At 35.6% G+C, this 20,458-nt stretch carries 14 protein-coding genes, 2 tRNA genes and 1 rRNA gene; 12 read left to right on the top strand and 5 right to left on the bottom strand.

All coding sequences use genetic code 11. From position 1 onward, the window contains the following. Positions 1 to 25 precede the first annotated feature (25 nt). From FJOH_RS10330 to FJOH_RS10315, 4 genes are all read right to left on the bottom strand, one after another. Positions 26 to 99 (bottom strand) — tRNA-Ala (locus FJOH_RS10330). Positions 100 to 239: 140 nt separating this feature from the next. Next, positions 240 to 313: transfer RNA gene (locus tag FJOH_RS10325), tRNA-Ile, on the bottom strand. 125 nt (positions 314 to 438) lie between these two features. Then, positions 439 to 1,952 (bottom strand): 16S ribosomal RNA (locus FJOH_RS10320). Positions 1,953 to 2,834: 882 nt separating this feature from the next. Next, positions 2,835 to 3,851: an LLM class flavin-dependent oxidoreductase gene (locus tag FJOH_RS10315; protein WP_012024055.1), complete on the bottom strand. Its 1,017-nt coding sequence runs from the start codon at positions 3,849 to 3,851 to the stop codon at positions 2,835 to 2,837. A gap of 174 nt (positions 3,852 to 4,025) precedes the next feature. Here FJOH_RS10315 and FJOH_RS10310 point away from each other — a divergent pair, with 174 nt between their 5' ends. The 4 genes from FJOH_RS10310 to FJOH_RS10295 all read left to right on the top strand — a co-directional run bounded on the left by FJOH_RS10310 (position 4,026) and on the right by FJOH_RS10295 (position 9,293). After that, the gene (locus FJOH_RS10310; RefSeq protein WP_012024054.1) at positions 4,026 to 4,541 is read left to right on the top strand and encodes a DUF2975 domain-containing protein; all 516 of its coding nucleotides are present in this window, start codon (positions 4,026 to 4,028) and stop codon (positions 4,539 to 4,541) included. Between the two features lie 2 nt (positions 4,542 to 4,543). Further along, the gene (locus FJOH_RS10305) at positions 4,544 to 4,750 is read left to right on the top strand and encodes a helix-turn-helix domain-containing protein (protein ID WP_012024053.1); all 207 of its coding nucleotides are present in this window, start codon (positions 4,544 to 4,546) and stop codon (positions 4,748 to 4,750) included. 114 nt (positions 4,751 to 4,864) lie between these two features. After that, positions 4,865 to 5,749, top strand: coding sequence for an ABC transporter ATP-binding protein (locus FJOH_RS10300; RefSeq protein ID WP_012024052.1), 885 nt, complete (start codon positions 4,865 to 4,867; stop codon positions 5,747 to 5,749). 4 nt (positions 5,750 to 5,753) lie between these two features. Then, positions 5,754 to 9,293, top strand: a complete 3,540-nt coding sequence (locus tag FJOH_RS10295) for an ABC transporter permease/M1 family aminopeptidase (RefSeq protein WP_012024051.1) — start codon at positions 5,754 to 5,756, stop codon at positions 9,291 to 9,293. Positions 9,294 to 9,407: 114 nt separating this feature from the next. Here the strand turns inward: FJOH_RS10295 and FJOH_RS10290 are convergent, their stop codons facing one another. Further along, on the bottom strand, positions 9,408 to 10,610 hold the full coding sequence (locus FJOH_RS10290; RefSeq protein ID WP_012024050.1) for a polysaccharide deacetylase family protein: 1,203 nt from the start codon (positions 10,608 to 10,610) through the stop codon (positions 9,408 to 9,410). Positions 10,611 to 10,777: 167 nt separating this feature from the next. Here FJOH_RS10290 and FJOH_RS10285 point away from each other — a divergent pair, with 167 nt between their 5' ends. The 8 genes from FJOH_RS10285 (at position 10,778) to FJOH_RS10255 (ending at position 20,345) form a co-directional block, all read left to right on the top strand. Next, a complete protein-coding gene (locus FJOH_RS10285) occupies positions 10,778 to 12,121 on the top strand; it encodes a sigma-54-dependent transcriptional regulator (protein ID WP_012024049.1) in 1,344 nt (447 codons plus the stop codon). Between the two features lie 370 nt (positions 12,122 to 12,491). After that, positions 12,492 to 12,773, top strand: a complete 282-nt coding sequence (locus FJOH_RS10280; RefSeq protein ID WP_012024048.1) for a DUF7674 family protein — start codon at positions 12,492 to 12,494, stop codon at positions 12,771 to 12,773. Positions 12,774 to 12,920: 147 nt separating this feature from the next. After that, a complete protein-coding gene (kdpF, locus tag FJOH_RS26525) occupies positions 12,921 to 12,998 on the top strand; it encodes a K(+)-transporting ATPase subunit F (protein ID WP_073099479.1) in 78 nt (25 codons plus the stop codon). Between the two features lie 75 nt (positions 12,999 to 13,073). Further along, on the top strand, positions 13,074 to 14,795 hold the full coding sequence (kdpA, locus tag FJOH_RS10275; protein WP_012024047.1) for a potassium-transporting ATPase subunit KdpA: 1,722 nt from the start codon (positions 13,074 to 13,076) through the stop codon (positions 14,793 to 14,795). A 181-nt stretch (positions 14,796 to 14,976) separates the two neighbouring features. After that, positions 14,977 to 17,034, top strand: a complete 2,058-nt coding sequence (gene kdpB, locus FJOH_RS10270) for a potassium-transporting ATPase subunit KdpB (RefSeq protein WP_012024046.1) — start codon at positions 14,977 to 14,979, stop codon at positions 17,032 to 17,034. A gap of 116 nt (positions 17,035 to 17,150) precedes the next feature. Beyond that, a complete protein-coding gene (locus tag FJOH_RS10265; protein ID WP_012024045.1) occupies positions 17,151 to 17,702 on the top strand; it encodes a K(+)-transporting ATPase subunit C in 552 nt (183 codons plus the stop codon). A gap of 356 nt (positions 17,703 to 18,058) precedes the next feature. Next, positions 18,059 to 19,138 carry a porin gene (locus FJOH_RS10260; RefSeq protein ID WP_012024044.1) on the top strand — a complete coding sequence of 360 codons (1,080 nt, stop codon included), beginning with the start codon at positions 18,059 to 18,061 and terminating at the stop codon, positions 19,136 to 19,138. Between the two features lie 82 nt (positions 19,139 to 19,220). After that, positions 19,221 to 20,345 carry an osmosensitive K+ channel His kinase sensor gene (locus FJOH_RS10255; protein ID WP_012024043.1) on the top strand — a complete coding sequence of 375 codons (1,125 nt, stop codon included), beginning with the start codon at positions 19,221 to 19,223 and terminating at the stop codon, positions 20,343 to 20,345. Positions 20,346 to 20,458 lie beyond the last annotated feature (113 nt).

Genomic DNA, 20,458 nt, shown 5'->3' with positions numbered 1-20,458 from the left:
ACTTTAATCTTTATGACTAAAATCGTGGAGAATAACGGAGTCGAACCGTTGACCTCCTGCGTGCAAGGCAGGCGCTCTAGCCAGCTGAGCTAATCCCCCAATCTAATTATGAATTGTGAATTATGAATTAGGAATTATTTGTAATTCGTAATCTTTCAACTCTAGAATTTCCTTCTTTTTAAGCTTTTCAGTCTTTTTAATTATCAATTAACAAGTATTAATTGTCAATTCTTAAAAAGTAGTCCCGGGCAGACTCGAACTGCCGACCCCTACATTATCAGTGTAGTACTCTAACCAGCTGAGCTACGAGACTCTGTTTTACTTAATTTTTATCATTTTTTTTAAATTAACAGCAAGAGTAATACAATCTAAAATTCAAAACCTTTAAATTTCATCATTTTTCCTAAGCGTGCATTACTGCTAACACTCAGGCTCTAGAAAGGAGGTGTTCCAGCCGCACCTTCCGGTACGGCTACCTTGTTACGACTTAGCCCTAGTTACCAGTTTTACCCTAGGCAGCTCCTTGCGGTCACCGACTTCAGGCACCCCCAGCTTCCATGGCTTGACGGGCGGTGTGTACAAGGCCCGGGAACGTATTCACCGGATCATGGCTGATATCCGATTACTAGCGATTCCAGCTTCACGGAGTCGAGTTGCAGACTCCGATCCGAACTGTGACCGGCTTTATAGATTCGCTCCTGGTCACCCAGTGGCTGCTCTCTGTACCGGCCATTGTAGCACGTGTGTAGCCCAAGGCGTAAGGGCCGTGATGATTTGACGTCATCCCCACCTTCCTCACAGTTTGCACTGGCAGTCTTGTTAGAGTTCCCGACATCACTCGCTGGCAACTAACAACAGGGGTTGCGCTCGTTATAGGACTTAACCTGACACCTCACGGCACGAGCTGACGACAACCATGCAGCACCTTGTAAACTGTCTTGCGAAAGATCTGTTTCCAAATCGGTCAGTCTGCATTTAAGCCTTGGTAAGGTTCCTCGCGTATCATCGAATTAAACCACATGCTCCACCGCTTGTGCGGGCCCCCGTCAATTCCTTTGAGTTTCAAACTTGCGTTCGTACTCCCCAGGTGGGATACTTATCACTTTCGCTTAGCCACTGAACTTGCGCCCAACAGCTAGTATCCATCGTTTACGGCGTGGACTACCAGGGTATCTAATCCTGTTCGCTCCCCACGCTTTCGTCCATCAGCGTCAATAAACTGGTAGTAACCTGCCTTCGCAATTGGTATTCCATGTAATATCTAAGCATTTCACCGCTACACTACATATTCTAGTTACTTCCCAGTAATTCAAGTTCAGCAGTATCAATGGCCGTTCCACCGTTGAGCGATGGGCTTTCACCACTGACTTACTAAACCGCCTACGGACCCTTTAAACCCAATGATTCCGGATAACGCTTGGATCCTCCGTATTACCGCGGCTGCTGGCACGGAGTTAGCCGATCCTTATTCTTACGATACCGTCAAGCTCCTATACATAGGAGTGTTTCTTCTCGTACAAAAGCAGTTTACAATCCATAGGACCGTCATCCTGCACGCGGCATGGCTGGTTCAGACTTGCGTCCATTGACCAATATTCCTCACTGCTGCCTCCCGTAGGAGTCTGGTCCGTGTCTCAGTACCAGTGTGGGGGATCTCCCTCTCAGGACCCCTACCCATCGTGGCCTTGGTAAGCCGTTACCTTACCAACTAGCTAATGGGACGCATGCTCATCTTTCACCGTTGTGACTTTAATTATAAAGTGATGCCGCTCTATAATACTATGAGGTATTAATCCAAATTTCTCTGGGCTATCCCTCTGTGAAAGGCAGATTGCATACGCGTTACGCACCCGTGCGCCGGTCTCAAAGCCCGAAGACTTCTACCCCTCGACTTGCATGTGTTAAGCCTGCCGCTAGCGTTCATCCTGAGCCAGGATCAAACTCTTCATCGTATATTTTAATATTATATTGCGATGAATATCTATCGGTTCTTTTCGAATCTTTCGATTCTATTACTCTTATTTCTTTTGTTCTAACATCTCTGTTAAAACGGCTGTCAATTCAATATGTCTACGAACGTATTTTTTTGTCTTTCGCTTGTCTCTCAAAGCGGGTGCAAAACTAAAACTTCTTTTTGTTTCTCGCAAGAAAAATTTAAAAAAATTTGAAACTTTTTTTTCGTTTCTTTTTTTCTATTTTTTCTTCCAATCTTTCAATGAACTTCCGTGTTTTGCGGGGTGCAAATGTAAAAAGCATTTTCAAATCTCACAAGCTTTTTCGAATCTTTTTTTTGAAAATTTCTTCTCTCTCAATTCTTATTCCTGTCAGTATTTCTATGAACGTTTTTCGTTGTTGCGGGTGCAAAAGTACCACCTTTATTTACATTTACAAGCCTTTTCTTTATATAATTTCAATCTTTTTTAAAACTTTTTCTTAACTCACTCATAACAGCTGATTTACAATCTCAACTTTTTTGAATAACTGTAAGTTTTTTCTTTATTCACTTGTCATTTTCATATTTTTCGCAGGTTTGGGTTTGCCGATTTTGCAGAGTTTTCAGCTTTTCCAACTCTTTTTATATGATTCTTTATCCTTTTAACGGCATCTTTCCATCTAAAAGCTTCTCCCCAGAAACAGATGCCCTAGCCCCGATAGAAGCGGAAATCCTTTTTGTGGCGGGGTTCGCCACAAAAAGATTGAAGAGGATAGCGGGATTTAGCTCCTGAAAATCATAATACCATACTTATATATGTATACACAAAAAAAACAAACCCGACAGGTTTTCAAAAACTGGCGGGTTATGAGAATGAAATCTACTCTTATATATAGTATACTTATATATGTATACTTTCGTTTAGGCTGTCGATTGCTTCTTTTGTGATCTGGATGCTTTTTAATTTTGCCTGATGATCGAAGATTGGACTTGTTACCATTAGTTCGTCTATTCTGGCGTAGTCGATGAACTTTTTCAAATCCGTTTTTAATTGTTCTTTGTTTCCTGTGAAGGTCCCCGCTGTCATCTGATTGACATGAAAACGTTCTGCTTCGTTCATGATATCGTCCAATGATGGAACCGGTGGTTGTAAACCTTTACGATCGTTTCTAATTAAGTTCAGGAACATTTGATACAAACTCGTAGACAATAGTTCTGCTTCTTCGTTTGTGTCTGCTGCAATGATATTCACGCAAGCCATTGTTTTTGGTTTATCTAAATATTCTGAAGGTTGGAAGTTTTCTCTATAAAACTCAAATGCCTGAATCATTAGTTTTGGAGCAAAGTGTCCAGCAAAAGCATAAGGCAATCCGTAAGCTGCTGCCAAAGCTGCACTATCCATGCTTGATCCTAAAATCCAAATTGGCACTTTTAAGCCTTCGGCTGGAAACGCTCGAACTTTTCCTGTTTCATTTTCACTTGAAAAATATTCTTGGAGTTTGCTTACGTTTTGAGGAAAACGCTGTGCCTGCTCGAAAAAATCTTTACGAATTGCTTCAGCAGTTGGCTGATCTGTCCCTGGCGCTCTTCCTAAACCTAAATCGATTCGGTTTGGATAAAGAGTTTCTAATGTTCCGAATTGTTCTGCCACTACTAAAGGCGAATGATTTGGAAGCATGATTCCGCCAGAACCTACACGGATCTTTTCGGTTTGACTTGCTACATAACCAATTAAAACCACGGTTGCTGTACTTGCAACATGTGCCATATTATGGTGTTCTGCTAGCCAAATCCTTTTGTATCCTAACTTATCGGCTAATTGCGCTATGTCTTTTGTTTTTTGGAATGTTTCTGTTGCGTTACTATCTTGGGTGATAATCGCAAGCTCTAATATTGAGACTGAAATTGGGTTTTTCATATAAATTAAGGGTAAAATACAAAATTAACTCATTTATGCGAATGCCTTTTGTTTTCTAATGTTAATAGAATTATAATATTACTAAGTTATTCAGTATATCTATTTTTTAATAATTAATTATTGTTTTACGATAATTAATTATACATTTGCAATATCAATCAAACTTTTCAATATATGAAGACAACTCATATTGTATCCAGAATATTATTTTATTTTACCCGTTTTTTGGCTGTGGTTTATTTCTTTTTGGCTGCATATTCTGTTTTTACACTGATAACAGGATTATTCTTGACTTTTAAGGACAACGGAAAGTATTTTCAGGTTTGTTATCCTTTTACTTCTCATCCTTTAATGCTTGGAGATTACAATTTGCCCTATATTCTTTTTGATTTTTTAGCACCGCTCAGTTTGTACGGACTTTTCTTTTTATTGAGCAGTAATGTTTTTAAAGTATTTTTTCAGCCTAAATTATTTACGCAAAACGGAATTTCTCATTTAAGACGCTTCTATTTATCCAATTTATTAATTCCGGGTATTGTGATTTTCACAGCTTTCTTTTTTGTTCCGCTGGATAATGAAGTTTCGTTATTTATTTTGTTACACGGAATGCTTGGAGTTTTTGCTTACTTTTTAGCAGCCATTTTTAAACAAGGTTTAAACCTTCAGAACGAACAAGACTTATTTATATAACTATGCCAATAATTGTAAATGTTGATGTAATGCTTGCCAAACGCAAGATGCAGAGTAAAGAGTTGGCAGAAAAACTAGATATTACGCCTGCCAATTTATCGATTCTAAAAACTGGAAAAGCAAAAGGAATTCGGTTTGATACTCTCGAAGCTATTTGTAAAATATTAGATTGCCAGCCCGGCGATATTTTAGAATACGTGGCAGAATAGCTTTTTTAAAATTTTATTTCATTCTTAATAAATCGGTTTTTGAAACCGACAGGCGTTCTATTGCCTAAATTTTTCAAATCATAGTTTAATTCAATCATCTAAATCAATCAAAAAATGAACAGTTTATCAATCAAAAATCTCAGCAAAACGTATGAGAACGGCACGCAGGCGATTGACCATTTATCGCTTGAAATTTCAAACGGTATGTTTGGTTTATTGGGTCCGAATGGCGCAGGAAAATCGACTTTAATGCGAACTATTGCTGCTTTGCAGGAACCTACTTCGGGAATTATCGAGTTTAACGGAATCAATATTCTCGAAAACCCAATGTTTATCAGGCAAAATCTGGGATATCTGCCTCAGGAATTTGGCGTTTACCCCAAGATTTCTGCGTATCGTCTATTGGATCATTTGGCAATTTTGAAAGGAATCTTCAATAAGAAGGAACGTCACGATCAAATTTTGTATTTGCTGCAGCAAACTAATTTATTACAGCATAAAGACAAAGCGGTTCATTCGTTTTCTGGCGGAATGCGTCAGCGCTTTGGAATTGCACAGGCTTTATTAGGAAATCCGAAGATCATTATTGTGGATGAACCGACTGCGGGACTTGATCCCGAGGAAAGAAACCGTTTCAATAATCTATTGAGTGAAATTGGCGAAAGCATTATTGTAATTCTATCAACGCATATTGTCGAAGATGTTCGTGATCTGTGCACCAAAATGGCAATTATTTCTAATGGAAAATTAATTTTAGAAGGAAATCCTAATGAAGCCATCGATTCTTTGAAAGAAAAAATCTGGTCGAAAGCGATTCATAAAAATGAACTGAAAGAATACCAGAAACATTTTAATATTATTTCTTCTCATTTGAATTCAGGAAAAATCAACATTCATGTTTTCTCTAATCAACAGCCTGATTCTGGTTTTGAATTGACTTCCCCAGATTTGAGCGATGTCTATTTTAATATTTTATCTCAAAATCAACTTAAAAATTAGTGTTATGCTTTCTAAATTAATTCAATTTGAATGGCATAGCAATACCAGAAGCTGGACTTTTTATGCCACATTTATCATTTATTTGGTTTTAGGATTTTTTGTGAGTGCTTTTGCGAATTTTTCTTTTTCGGGCGCTTACAAAAATAGTCCGTATGTATTGACTTATGCGATTGGTTTGATTTCGCTGATGACGATATTTTCGATTACACTTCAGGTTGCGCAGAGTTTTTTAAAGGAATATGAAACGAAATTCGATTCGATAATTTTCTCCTCACCTATTTCTAAGTTTCATTATTTAGCTCCAAAATTTATTACAGCATTTATAATCGCCGTAGTTTCTTTTGGAATGTTTATCGTTGGAATGATCGTTGGACATCAAATGTCGTGGCTTTCTAAAAGCGAAATCGGTCCTTTTGAAATTATAAATTATCTCTGGCCGTATTTTGTAATTGTGATTCCAAATATTTTCCTGTGCCTTTCGATATTGACGACTTTGGCTTGGCTTACGCGAAGTAAACTTTTTATCTATGTTGGCGGTTTATTAATTTACATCTTATATATAGCGGGTTCTATTTTTTCTAATTCGCCAATCTTTGCAAATGCTTCTCCATCTTCGGCGAAATCCATGTCTTTGGCTGCAAAAATAGATCCGTTTGGTTTGGCTGCTTTTTTAGAACAAACAAGATATTGGACTTCAATTGAAAAAAATACCGAATTGGTTTCTCTTTCGGGGAACTTTTTATTTAACCGATTGTTGTGGATTTTGGTTTCACTGTTTTTGCTTTTTATTTCCTATCGATTGTTTACCTTCCGAAAAACGAAAATCATAAAGCTAAAAACGCCTAAAGTTATTTCAAAAGAAGCAAAAATCTTTTCTTCGGAAATTCCAAAAAACATCGAGTTCAAAACTTTCAGGCATAATTTTGCTGTTTTTAAAAGCAATATCAAACTGGATATTTTTTTAGTTTTAAAAGGAATTCCGTTTTTGTTGATTGTTCTTTTATTTTCGGGATTATTGGCAATCGAAATTTCGGATGAAATTGACGGCGGAATAAGATTAGCCGAAAAAATTACAGATACGGCTTTAATGATTTCCACCATAATGGATCGTCTACCTTTTATTCTAATTTTAATTCTGCTTTTTTATAGTAGTGAATTATTAAACCGAAGCGAAAATTCGAGATTTGAAATGCTCGAAAATACCGCACCGTATTCTCAATTTGTGGTTTTATTGGCCAAACTGATGGCACTTTTTATCATTCCGTTAATCATAATCAGTATTAGTATTTTAATTGGATGCAGTTTTCAGATTGTGAATGCCAATGCTCCAATCGAAATTAGTCTTTACCTTTCTTTATTTTATTATCTCGGATTTCCGTTGCTGTTGATTTCGATTTTAGTAATTGCGATTCAGACTTTTATTAAAAATAAATATATCGGACTTTCGGTTGCTGCTTTTGTCTGCATTTTGTTTTGTACAGGAATTGGAGAACAATTGGGAATTTCACATCCTTTACTGCGATTCGGAAATGCGTTTAAAAGAGAATATTTTGATTTGAATGGTTTCGGAAAATATACTTTTCCGTTTCATATTTCGATGCTGTACAATTTCGGATTGGCTTTACTGCTTCTTACTTTGACAGGAATTTTGTGGAAAAGAAATGCTTCAATCCTAAAAACCTTTCGGAGAAATTCCTGCAATGCCTTTCAAAAAACAACTTTTGCATTGGGAATTATTCTTTTTATCGCTTTTGGAACTTATCTTTTTTATAAAACTAATATTGAATATCCGTATTTGACCAAAGATAACGTTAACAATTGGAGCGAACATTACGAAAAGCAATTCAAAAAATATGTCAATCTAGCACAACCAACAATTGTTTCTGTAAAAAGCAAAGTGGATTTATTTCCTGAGGAGAATCGTTATGAAGTAAAAGGCACTTATGAATTGATCAATAATATTGAAAAACCTATTGATAGTTTACTCCTATATATAGATCAAAATTCAAAACTGACTTCTGTTGAAATTGAGAATGCAAAAAATCTAGATGATGTTTCTAAATTTCAGCATTATTGGTATCGATTAGAAAAACCTTTAAAACCTCATCAGAAAATAAAAATGAGTTTTTCTTTTACCTCAACTTGGTCGCCATTTAAAGGTCATACTGCATTTAATTCTATCATTGAAAATGGTTCGTTTATGCGAATAAGCCGTTATTTTCCAACTTTTGGTTATCAGGAATCGAATGAAATCAGCAGTGAAAAAGAACGGGCAAAAAGGCATTTGAAACCACAGACTCCGCTTAAAAAACTTGAGGATAAATCGAAAACAACAAATGATTTTGTTGATTATGATGTTGTGGTTTCGACGTCTAAAAATCAAACGGTGATTGGTGTTGGAGATTTAGTTGGGAACTGGAAAAAAGACGACAGAAATTATTTTCATTATAAATCAAATGGAAAGATTCCTTTTCGATTTGCTTTTTCTTCTGCCGAATATGAAATTCAAAAAACAAATTATAAAGGCATTTCTATTGAAGTTTTTTATGATAAAAGACATTCGAGAAACGTTGCAAAACTGATTCAAGATGTAAAAAATACTTTAGATTATTGCCAAAACAATTTTGGAAAATATCCATACAAAACGATTCGTTATGCCGAGGTTTCTGCTTTCGCGGATGGATTTGCTGCGACTTCGTATCCGTCCACAGTTTTTATGAAAGAGAATTTTGGATTTTACAGCAACTTGAATAATCACGATAAAGAAGATATCATCAATCAGTTGACGGCACATGAATTGTCGCACGAATGGTGGGGAAATTCGCAAATTAGTCCAGAGCAAAAAGAAGGAAGCTGGATTTTGACCGAAACGCTGGCGCAATACACCGAATTGATGTTGTATGAAAAAGAACATGGTTTGGAAAAAGCCTTAGAAACTTTAAAAATTCATTTGGATTTATATTTGAGCAGTCGAAGTTATGAACCTGAAACGCCTTTGTATAAAACAAATTATGAAACTCCGCATTTACCTTATGATAAAGGAATGCTGGTGATGCATCAGCTTCGAATTTTAATCGGTGAAGAAAAAGTAAATCTGGCTTTGAAAAATTTCTTGAATCATTACAAATATTCTAATCCAATTCCAGATTCTGAAGATTTATTGAAAGAGATTTATTTAGTTGCAGATTCTAAACTCTATCCAAAACTAGATGAAATGTTTAAAAAGATTATTACTTATTCTTCTAAAATTTCTAAAGTTGAAAGCGTGAAAAAGAATGATTTTTATGAAATTTCCTTTAAAGCAGATTCTAAAAAATATATTGAAAATGCTACGGGAGTTCGAAAGCAAATTGACAATGATAAAACAATTGATATTGGAATTTATGATGAAAACGGAAAGTTATTTCGCTACACATTTCCAATCAAAAACAATTTAATTGAAGGCAAAATTAAAATCAAAAACAAACCTCAACGAATTGTTATTGATCCTCTTTTAATGAATATCGATACTTTTATAAAGGACAACGAGAAAGAGATTGAGTAGTTTTTTATTTTTTTGCCACAGATTAAAAGGATTATTTATTTTACTGGAAATTTAGCGTAAGCAAAAAAATCATTAAAATCCTTTTAATCTGTGGCAAAAAAAACTTTATTTCAATTAAATGAAAATCTGTTTGTGAGTTGTTTTTCCATCGTCTTTTATTTTCAAATCTTTATTGGATTCGATTTCAAATTTTGATGGAGTTTCTATGTTTAATGAAATATCTCGATTTCTAAAAGTTTCTGGAATTTCGGGAAGCAGAATTGTTACTATTACTTCTTTATTTTTCTGCTGGAAATCGACTTTTATTCGGTCTCTTAACCAAATGTATTCGTAAACTTCCTGCCACGGCGCCATCCAGATCGAATCATTTCCTTTTAATCCGTATTTGTTGGCAAGCGTTGTCATATAGTATTTGAAATCAGGAAAACGCATGCTTAGATTCCACAAGTTTGTATTTCCCGTTCCGTGTGTGAATTCGTTAAACCAAACTGGATCATCTTGTTTTACAATAGAATCTATCGTTTTTAAATATTTATCCATTGTTCTAAAACTTGTCGTGTCTTTTGAACTCTGGACAAAAGTTCGAGCAGAAATCATTTTATCTAAATCTACTTTTGAATCTACTTTAAAAACCGGTCCTTCACCATAATAAGAAGCAACAGAAAAATGTCCGTTATTAAGTGCTTCTTTTTCGTATTCCAAATAATATTTCTCATCACCTTCTCCGCCAGGAACTACAAAATGAGACATTGTAAAATCAAGATTTTGCTTAATCGAAGTTGTATTTTCGGTTACTTCTGTTAAATAATTCGTTCCATGTTTTGTGGCATGATGAAAACCATGATTCAAAATATCCCAACCAGCATTGTACATTTCTTTAATTTCTGACCAAGAAAGATGTCCGCGATTTTCAGGCAAATCACGAATTGAACCTCCATTGATCGCTAATGCCAATTTAAACGGAATTTTATTTCCCATTCCGTCCGAATAAAAAAGTCCTTCTGAAACTGTTCCGTCTCCACCTTGATCAATTTTCCATTCGTTAATGGATGGATTACTGATTTTTCCTCCATTTAATAATGGGAACGCAGTTAAATAAGCCGATCTGTAGCCATCGTCAAGCGTAAAACTATACGCCAAATGTTTGTTGTATTTTAAAGGAGAAACGGCAATTTTTACCTTATCAGCCGATTTCAGTTTTATTTTGAATGAAATAGTTTTCGGTTTTGAAGAATCTTTTTGAATAATTCCGTTTGAAAAGCCATTAAAGCTACCGAAGATTACGACAGCTATTATAAGTAGAATTCGTTTTGACATAAATTTTAGTGGTTATTTTGCGATCTAAAAGTACATTTCTTTTTGAAAAAATATTTTAAAACTGATTCTGTCCTTAAAAATAATTTGTTCTGAATCAAAAAAGAGAACAGATTTTAAACCTAAATTTGTACATCAAAACACCAATTCGTTTTTAGCTAATCTGCAAAATGACACACAAAATTTTAATTATAGACGACGAAGAAAAACTGAGAAGTCTGCTGGCACGTATTATAAAATCGGAAGGATTTGAAGTTTTTGAAGCCAAAGATTTAAAATCAGGTTTCAAAAAATTGGAACAAACCGAAATTGATGTCGTTTTGTGCGACGTAAAACTTCCCGACGGAAACGGCGTTGATTTTCTTCAGAATATAAAAGGAAGCTTTCCGCTTACAGAAGTTATTCTACTGACTGCTTTTGGAAATATTCCAGACGGCGTTCAGGCAATGAAAAATGGTGCTTTCGACTATATTGTAAAAGGCGATGATAATGATAAAATTATTCCGATGCTTTATAAAGCGGTCGAAAAAGTACATTTACAGAAAAAAGTTCAGCAATTAGAAAAACGAATCAATGATAAATATTCTTTCAATACCATAATTGGAAAATCAAAAGGAATCGAACAAGTTATTGATTTGGCTCAAAAAGTAGCCAAAACCGATTCGACTGTTTTACTTATGGGCGAAACGGGAACCGGAAAAGAGGTTTTTGCACAGGCAATTCACGAAAACAGCAATCGTGCAGGAAAATCTTTTGTGGCATTAAACTGCAGTACTTTCACAAAAGAAATTTTAGAAAGCGAACTTTTCGGTCATAAACAAGGAGCTTTTACCGGAGCTGTAAAAGATAAAAAAGGTTTTATCGAGGAAGCCAATGGCGGAACTTTATTTTTGGATGAAATTGGTGAAATGCCAATTGATCTTCAGTCCAAATTACTACGTGTTTTAGAAACTTCCGAATATATTCCCGTTGGTGACACGACTCCGAAAAAGTCAAATTTCAGATTAATTGCCGCTACGAACCGAGATTTAAAAACAGAAAGCGACGAACATCGTTTCCGTTCTGATTTGTATTTCCGTTTGAATATTTTCGAAATCAAATTGCCTTCTTTGCGAGAAAGAATTAAAGATATTCCGCTATTAGCCAATTATTATGTGAAGCAATTTTCAGAAAAAACGAATAAAAAAGCTTTACAGATTGCAGATGACTTTTTACAAAAACTGGAAAACTATTCTTGGCCGGGAAATATCCGCGAACTCAAAAATGTTATTGAAAGATCGGTTATTTTGAGCAATGGGGATATTTTAACTTCAGATGTTCTTCCTTATGAAATGCAACATCAAGCTGAAAATAATTCAAAATCAATGTCCGCTTTCTCGATGCAGAGTGTTGAAAAGCTGCATATTCAGAAAGTTTTGAATTATACGAAAGGAAATAAAGCTGAAACGGCTCGATTATTAGAAATTGGAATTGCGACTTTGTATCGAAAACTGGAAGAATACCAAATTCAATAACAATTACAAAATTCAATTACAATGTCAATATCAATTTTCAAAGCTTCGGAGAAGCGTAATATTTATAGATTATTTATTCCCAATAATAAAAAAAGCTCCAGCGGAGCGACATCTACGTAATCAAAAAAATATGTCGCCCTGCTGGGGCTCTGATAAATGTGGATTGATCATTTTCTATAAATATGCCTCTCCTCCGGAGCTTGACAATAACATATCAAAACGAGAAAAGCTTATCAAAATGATAGGCTTTTTTTATGTCTGATTTTTGGCACACAACTACATTCCTTTTATTCACAACACTTTACACACAACTTGACATTTTCGGAACATATTTTGGCATAAGGAGAGAGAACATTAAAATTCATTCCAAATGAAAAATCAAGTAACCTCAATCTACAAACAAGCCGAACGGTTTGCTGAAATAACCAAAAAATCTATTATTTCTGGAAATATCGTCAGAGCGAAAAAATGTTTAGCTCTTGCTGAACGTTTGTTTATAACCGGAAGCATCGAAACTAAAAATGCCATTTCTAATGTATATGTTTTCTCAGTTTCGTCTTTTATGGAAATGCGTCATTGCAATATTTCACATCTTTTTCCTCAAACCCTTAAAGCGGAATATATCAAGCAGGTTAATGCTTCAGGTGTTTAATCGGTAAACTGTTTAATCGCTTCAATACAATCTAAAATCTGAATTCTAAAATAATTTCCTATGATCACTTTTCTTTTACTCGCATTAGCCGTTGTGCTGTTTGCTATTTGTTTTCTGTCAGTTGAATTCTTTGAAAAAATCTAAATCATGACTGCACTATTTATCATTTCAATCGCCGTTTTCGTGTATTTGATTTATGTACTAATCAAACCCGAAAAATTTTAAAAAAAAGAATTTTAGAATTTCAGATTCTTTCAAAGAAATCTAAAATCTAAAATCAACAATCTAAAATTAAATAATATGAACACAGAGTTACTTGGCGTCATTGGTATTTTTATCCTAACCATTGTTTTAGCAATTCCTTTAGGAAAATATATTGCTAAAGTGTATTTAGGAGATAAAACACTTCTTGACCCGATTTTCAATCCAATTGAAAAATTTATTTTTAAAATCAGCGGCATTAATTCGGCTGAAGAAATGAACTGGAAACAACACTTAAAAGCACTTTTAAGTATCAACATAGTTTGGTTCTTTCTTTGCTTTTTCGTTTTATTATTTCAAGGATCTTTACCCCTTAATCCGGATAACAATCCTTCTATGACGGCTGATTTGGCATTTAACACCGCTATTTCATTTTTAGTCAATTGTAACTTACAGCATTATTCAGGCGAAAGCGGGGTTTCTTATCTTTCGCAAATCGTCTTGATGTTTCTTCAATTTGTTTCTGCTGGTATCGGAATGGCTGCTGCCGCTATGATTTTTACAGCAATGAAAGAAAGAACAACAGAAAAACTGGGTAATTTTTATAATTATTTCATCAAAAGCTGTACTCGTATTTTATTACCGCTTTCAGCAATTGCAGCTGTAGCACTAGTATTTAGCGGAACTCCAATGACTTTTGAAGGTAAAGATGCTATTACAACACTTCAAGGCGATCATGTAGAAGTTTCTCGCGGACCAGCTGCAGCCTTTATTGCGATTAAACATATAGGTACAAACGGTGGTGGATTTTTTGGTGCCAATTCAGCACATCCATTAGAGAATCCAACTTATTTTACGAATGGAGTTGAGCTTTGGGCGCAGATGATCATTCCATTTGCCATGATTTTTGCTCTTGGATTTTACCTCAATAAAAGAAAATTAGCGAATATTATTTTTGGTGTAATGACGGTTGGATTTTTACTCTTGGTTGTTCCAACCGTTATGAGTGAAATCAACGGAAATCCTGCTATCACAAAAATGGGTATTGCACAGACAACCGGAGCGATGGAAGGAAAAGAAGTTCGGTTTGGACCCGCAATTTCAGGTTTCTGGAGTATTGCTACAACTGTAATTTCTACAGGTTCTGTAAACAGTATGCACGATAGCTCTATGCCAGTTTCTGGCGCTATGCAATTATTATCTATGATGGTGAATGCCTTTTACGGCGGATGCGGTGTTGGTATTTTGAACTACTACATTTTCATTATTCTGGCTGTATTCATTTCCGGATTAATGGTTGGGCGAACTCCTGAATTTTTAGGTAAGAAAATAGAAGCGCGAGAAGTAAAAATTGCTGCTTTTATCGCTATTCTTCACCCATTATTAATACTAGCAGGAACTGCTTTGGCTTCATATTTTACTGCTCATGATACAGCAATGGGTTATTGGTTTAACGGAAACGCAACAGGCTGGTTAAACAATCCAGGAAATCACGGATTCTCTGAAATGTTATACGAATATACTTCAAGCGCTGCCAATAACGGTTCTGGTTTTGAAGGTTTGGGAGATAATAATCCGTTCTGGAATATCACTACAGGAATTGTGTTACTGTTAAGCCGTTTTATTCCAATTATTGGACCATTAGCAATTGCAGGTTTACTGGCAGGTAAAAAATACATTCCAGAAAGTGCCGGAACTTTAAAAACCGATACCTCAATTTTCGGAATCATGACTTTTGCCGTAATCGCAATTATCGCTGCTTTATCATTCTTTCCAGCATTGGCACTTGGACCTTTAGCAGAGTATTTTACACTAAAATAAAAATGCTGGATAATTTAAACACATAGAGACATAGTCTTTAAATCTATAAAAAAGAATAAAAAGAAAACTCGTTTTCACACATAGCTATGTGAATATATGCAAGTGAAACGCCTTTTTCGGAAAGTTAAAATCTATGTCTCTATGTGTTTAAAAAAATCAGTTAAACAAAATAATATAAAAAATGACAACTAATAAATCCACATCATTGTTTGAAAGTAAACAAGTAAAAGAAGCCTTAGTGCAGTCTTTTGTGAAGCTTAATCCAAAAATGATGATCAAAAATCCGGTAATGTTTACCGTAGAAATTGGAACAGCCATTATGTTTGCCGTTTGCGTTTCGATCTTAATGGGTGCAAATGATCAGGGAAGTTTTACTTATAACCTAATTGTATTTTTAATTTTACTGGCAACGCTTTTATTTGCCAATTTCGCCGAAGCCATTGCCGAAGCAAGAGGAAAAGCACAAGCCGACAGTTTAAGAAAAACAAGAGAAGAAACTCCTGCAAGACAGATTCTGCCAAACGGAGAAATCAGAAATATCAGTTCTTCAGCATTAAAAAAAGACGATATTTTCGTTTGCGAAACAGGTGATTTAATTGCTGCCGATGGTGAAATTATCGAAGGTCTGGCTACCATTGACGAAAGTGCCATTACTGGAGAAAGTGCTCCTGTAATTCGGGAAGCTGGCGGAGATAAATCTTCGGTTACCGGAGGAACAAAAGTATTATCTGATAAAATTAAAGTAAAAGTAACTTCTGAACCTGGCGAAAGCTTTTTAGATAAAATGATTGCTTTGGTTGAAGGTGCGAGCCGTCAGAAAACACCAAACGAAATTGCCTTAACCATTTTATTAGCCGCATTTACTTTAATTTTCGTGATTGTGTGTGTTACGCTAAAACCGTTTGCCGACTATGCCAACGCACCCATCACGACTGCGGCTTTCATTGCTTTATTTGTATGTTTAATTCCAACTACAATTGGAGGTTTACTTTCTGCGATTGGTATTGCGGGAATGGATAGAGCTTTACGAGCTAACGTTATTACAAAATCGGGTAAAGCGGTTGAAACTGCTGGAGATATTGATGTTTTACTTTTGGATAAAACCGGAACCATTACAATTGGAAACCGAAAAGCAACCAATTTTTATCCAACAAAAGCAATTTCTTTTGATGATTTCGTTAAATCGGCTGTTTTGAGTTCGCTTGCAGATGATACTCCGGAAGGAAAAAGTATTCTCGAGTTAAGTGAAATGTTAGATGTGAAAAATGAAACAAAAGCGAGCTTTTTACAAACTACTTCTGATATTTCACACACAATAAAATTTACTGCCGAAACCAGAACTTCTGGGGTAGTATTAAAAGACGGAACCAACATTAGAAAAGGAGCGCAAGATGCTGCAAAAAACATTGCGCAGCAAGCTGGAAATTCTTTTCCAGAAGATACCGCACAACAAGTAATTTCTATTTCGTCTAACGGAGGAACTCCATTAGTCGTAATCAAAAACAATGAAGTTCAAGGTGTTATCGAACTTCAGGATATTATAAAAACCGGAATGAAAGAACGTTTTGAGCGCTTGCGCAGAATGGGAATCAAAACGGTTATGGTTACGGGAGATAACCCGCTTACAGCTAAATTTATTGCCGAAGCTGCTGGTGTTGATGATTTTATTGCCGAGGCTAAGCCTGAGGATAAAATGAATTATATCAGAAAAGAACAGGCTGAAGGAAGACTGGTTGCCATGATGGGTGACGGAACAAATGATGCTCCTGCCCTTGCCCAGGCGAATGTTGGAGTTGCCATGAACAGTGGAACTCAAGCAGCAAAAGAAGCCGGAAACATGGTCGATCTTGACAATGATCCAACGAAACTAATCGAAATTGTTGAAATTGGAAAACAGCTTTTAATGACTCGAGGTACCTTAACTACTTTTTCTATTGCAAATGACGTTGCGAAATATTTTGCTATTGTTCCTGCTCTTTTTATTACTGCGATTCCTGCGCTTCAAGGTTTAAATATCATGCATTTGCATAGTCCCGAAAGTGCGATTTTATCGGCTGTAATTTTCAACGCGATTATCATTCCGATATTGATTCCGCTTGCGCTTAAAGGTGTTGATTATCGTCCGATTGGAGCTAGTGCCATTCTTAAAAGAAACCTTTTAATTTATGGTCTTGGCGGATTGATTGTTCCTTTTATCGGGATTAAGGTAATTGATTTGTTGGTCGCACTTTTTATGTAAAAATTCAAACCTGTCAGGTTTACAAAACTCAAATAAAAACATTGGTTCTAAATTACTCCTTTCTAAGAAAAAAACTTAGCATCTCAGCAACTTAGCACCTTAGAATCTCAAAAAAAATGAAAAATCTATTTTCACTATTAAAACTTACCGTATTTACTTTGATTTTGTTTGCGGTTATTTATCCTTTAGCGATTTACGGAATCGCAAAATTAGCTCCAAATCAAGGAAAAGGAGAAACGATTTCGGTTAACGGAAAAGTGGTTGGTTACCAAAAAATTGGACAAAAGTTCGATAAGTCGAATTATTTCTGGGGAAGACCTTCGGCTGTTGATTATAACGCAGCGGGAAGTGCCGGAAGCAACAAAGGTCCAAGCAACGCCGATTATCTGGCTTTGGTTCAAAAAAGAATTGATACGCTTTTATTGGTTCATCCGTACTTGAAAAAATCTGATATTCCTGTTGATATGGTTACGGCTTCTGGAAGTGGTTTAGATCCTAATATTTCTCCGCAAGGGGCGCTGATTCAAGTTAAACGAATTGCTAAAGAAAGAATGCTAGACGAAGCGAAAGTAAAATCTTTGGTGGAATCTAAAATTAATACCGCTGTTGTTGGTCCTGAAACGGTTAATGTTTTGGAATTGAATGTGGCTTTGGATCAGTTGAAGTAATACGTTTTTAAAACCTGTCGGGTTTGACAAAGCTATTCGCTCATTTTTGTCATTGCGAGGAACGAAGCAACCTCACTAACAATTATACACAAAGTTGACTGTGCAAATGTGGTTGCTTCGTTCCTCGCAATGACAAACTGTGTCGAGAATAGGAATCGAAAAACTAAACGTAAAAATTAAATACCTACAAGGTTTTAAAAACCTTGCAGGAAACAAAAACGCCTTTTTTACCCCAAATGCCCTAGCCCCGATAGTAGTGGAAATCCTTTTGTGCCGGGGTTCGGCACAAAAGATTGCAACGAATAGCGGGATTAGCTCCTAAAAAATCTACTAATAAATAATAGAATACCACAAAAATGAAAAAAATAATACTTACTGCTTTAATCGCTTTTGGTTATAGCAATTTACACGCACAAGAAGAATCTAAAAGTCCATTGACATTTTCGGGATATGTAGATGCATATTATAGTTATGATTTCGGGAAGCCTGAAAATCATACTCGGCCAAACTTTTTTTACAGTTATAATAAAAGCAACGAGGTAAACCTGAATTTGGGAATGGCAAAAGTGAATTATTCGAAAGAAAATATTCGGGGAAATTTTGCGCTGATGGCGGGAACTTATGCCGAATATAATATGTCTGCCGAGCAGGGTTTATTGAAAAATGTTTACGAAGCGAATGTTGGTGTAAAGATTTCGAAAAGCCATAATTTATGGATTGATGCGGGAATTATGCCTTCGCATATTGGTTTTGAAAGTGCAATCGGAAAAGACTGCCAGACTTTAACAAGAAGTATTATGGCTGAGAATTCTCCTTATTATGAAACGGGAGTTAAAATTGGTTATACATCTGAATCTGGAAAATGGTATTTGGCGGGTATGTACTTAAATGGCTGGCAAAGAATTGAGAAAGTAAAAGGCAATCAAACTCCGGCTTTTGGAACTCAGGTTACTTACAAACCTTCTGATCGGGTTGTTTTGAATTGGAGTACTTATGTTGGAAATGAACAGCCGGATATTGATAAAAAATGGCGTTATTTTAATAATTTCTACGGACAGTTTAAAATAACAGAAAAAACAAACGTGACGGCTGGTTTTGATATTGGATCTCAGCAATCGGCTAAAAACAGTAATAAATACGATACTTGGTTTTCGCCTGTTTTGATTCTGCAATACAAACCAGTTGACAAGATTCAGCTTGCAGTACGCGGTGAATATTATAGTGATGAAAAAGGTGTGATTATCGCAACTGAAACGCCAAATGGTTTTAAAACTTACGGATTTTCAGCTAACTTTGATTACTTAGTTACTGATAATGTTATGTTTAGAATTGAAGCGAGAAATCTTTCGAGTAAAGACGAGATCTTCACCAATAAAGATAATCTTCCAACGGATACGAATACGTTTGTAACGACTTCGCTGGCGATTTCTTTCTAGCTTTAGGCTATAGGCTTTAAGCAGTAAGCTTTTTAGAGTTATACTGCCTAAAGCCTAAAGCTTATTGCTTAAAGCAAAAATTATGGAAAACGAAAATAATAACGCACAGCACTTTCTCGATTTAATCCAGAAATCACGAAAGGGGAAGTTTAAAATCTACATTGGGATGAGCGCCGGTGTGGGCAAAACTTTTCGTATGCTTCAGGAAGCGCATTCGTTATTGAAAAACGGAATCGATGTGAAAATCGGCTACATCGAAACGCACATGCGAAAGGAGACGCACGAATTATTAGCGGGTTTGCCGATAATTCCGAGGCGTACCATTTTCTATAAAGGAAAAGAATTGGAAGAACTCGATGTTCAAGCGATTATCAACCTTAGACCAGAAGTGGTTATTGTTGACGAACTAGCACACACGAACGTTGAAGGAAGCAAAAACGAAAAACGCTGGCAGGATGTTTTAGAGATTTTGGAAGCTGGAATTAATGTGATTTCGGCGGTTAATATTCAGCATATTGAGAGTTTAAATGAAGATGTAAAACGAATTACCAATATTGATGTTCAGGAACGCATTCCCGACAATGTTTTGCGATTGGCTGATGAGGTTGTAAATATCGATTTAACATCAGAAGATCTGATTGCCCGTCTCAAAGAAGGAAAAATTTATACGGCAGATAAGATTCAGACGGCTTTAACGAACTTTTTTAAATCGGAACAAATTTTACAACTTCGGGAATTGGCTTTGAAAGAAGTAGCGAGTCAGGTTGTTCGAAAGGTAGAAAGTGAAGTTCCTAATCTGCATGCCTTACGACATGAGAAATTGTTAGCTTGCATTAGCAGTAATGAAAAAACAGCCAAAATTATAATTAGAAAAGCAGCAAGATTAGCCAGTTATTATAATGGTTCTTGGTATGTTTTGTATGTAGAAACGCCACAAGAAAGCAGTAATAGGATTGCACTTGATAAACAAAGACATTTAATTAATAACTTTAAACTCGCAGTGCAATTAGGTGCAGAGGTTATTAAATTGGAAAATTCAAATATTACAGATGCTATTTTAACAACGGTAGAAGAAAAACAAATTACAACTGTGTGCATCGGAAAACCGCATTTTAATTTGTTTAAAGTAATTTTGTCTACAACAATTTTTAGGCGTTTGCTAAACAAATTGTCTTTATCTAATGTTGATCTTGTAATACTGTCGTAATTTTTCTAACCATTAAGATATTAAGAAAATAAAGGCTATACTTAATTTTCTCTTTGTAAGTTTCATTAAGTTCAAAAGCTTAATTTCCTTAATATCTTAATGGTTCAAATAAA

The sequence above is a fragment of the Flavobacterium johnsoniae UW101 genome (assembly GCF_000016645.1).
Lineage (GTDB): Bacteria > Bacteroidota > Bacteroidia > Flavobacteriales > Flavobacteriaceae > Flavobacterium > Flavobacterium johnsoniae.
This window is presented reverse-complemented; position numbering and strand designations above follow the sequence as displayed.

Excerpts from the sequence above, each read along its gene's own strand:
- kdpA (WP_012024047.1), top strand. The coding sequence starts at position 13,074 with ATGAACACAGAGTTACTTGGCGTCATTGGTATTTTTATCCTAACCATT.
- FJOH_RS10310 (WP_012024054.1), top strand. The coding sequence starts at position 4,026 with ATGAAGACAACTCATATTGTATCCAGAATATTATTTTATTTTACCCGT.
- FJOH_RS10265 (WP_012024045.1), top strand. The coding sequence starts at position 17,151 with ATGAAAAATCTATTTTCACTATTAAAACTTACCGTATTTACTTTGATT.
- FJOH_RS10295 (WP_012024051.1), top strand. The coding sequence starts at position 5,754 with ATGCTTTCTAAATTAATTCAATTTGAATGGCATAGCAATACCAGAAGC.
- FJOH_RS10305 (WP_012024053.1), top strand. The coding sequence starts at position 4,544 with ATGCCAATAATTGTAAATGTTGATGTAATGCTTGCCAAACGCAAGATG.
- FJOH_RS10280 (WP_012024048.1), top strand. The coding sequence starts at position 12,492 with ATGAAAAATCAAGTAACCTCAATCTACAAACAAGCCGAACGGTTTGCT.
- FJOH_RS10260 (WP_012024044.1), top strand. The coding sequence starts at position 18,059 with ATGAAAAAAATAATACTTACTGCTTTAATCGCTTTTGGTTATAGCAAT.
- FJOH_RS10290 (WP_012024050.1), bottom strand. The coding sequence starts at position 10,610 with ATGTCAAAACGAATTCTACTTATAATAGCTGTCGTAATCTTCGGTAGC.
- FJOH_RS10315 (WP_012024055.1), bottom strand. The coding sequence starts at position 3,851 with ATGAAAAACCCAATTTCAGTCTCAATATTAGAGCTTGCGATTATCACC.
- FJOH_RS10300 (WP_012024052.1), top strand. The coding sequence starts at position 4,865 with ATGAACAGTTTATCAATCAAAAATCTCAGCAAAACGTATGAGAACGGC.
- kdpB (WP_012024046.1), top strand. The coding sequence starts at position 14,977 with ATGACAACTAATAAATCCACATCATTGTTTGAAAGTAAACAAGTAAAA.
- FJOH_RS10285 (WP_012024049.1), top strand. The coding sequence starts at position 10,778 with ATGACACACAAAATTTTAATTATAGACGACGAAGAAAAACTGAGAAGT.
- FJOH_RS10255 (WP_012024043.1), top strand. The coding sequence starts at position 19,221 with ATGGAAAACGAAAATAATAACGCACAGCACTTTCTCGATTTAATCCAG.
- kdpF (WP_073099479.1), top strand. The coding sequence starts at position 12,921 with ATGACTGCACTATTTATCATTTCAATCGCCGTTTTCGTGTATTTGATT.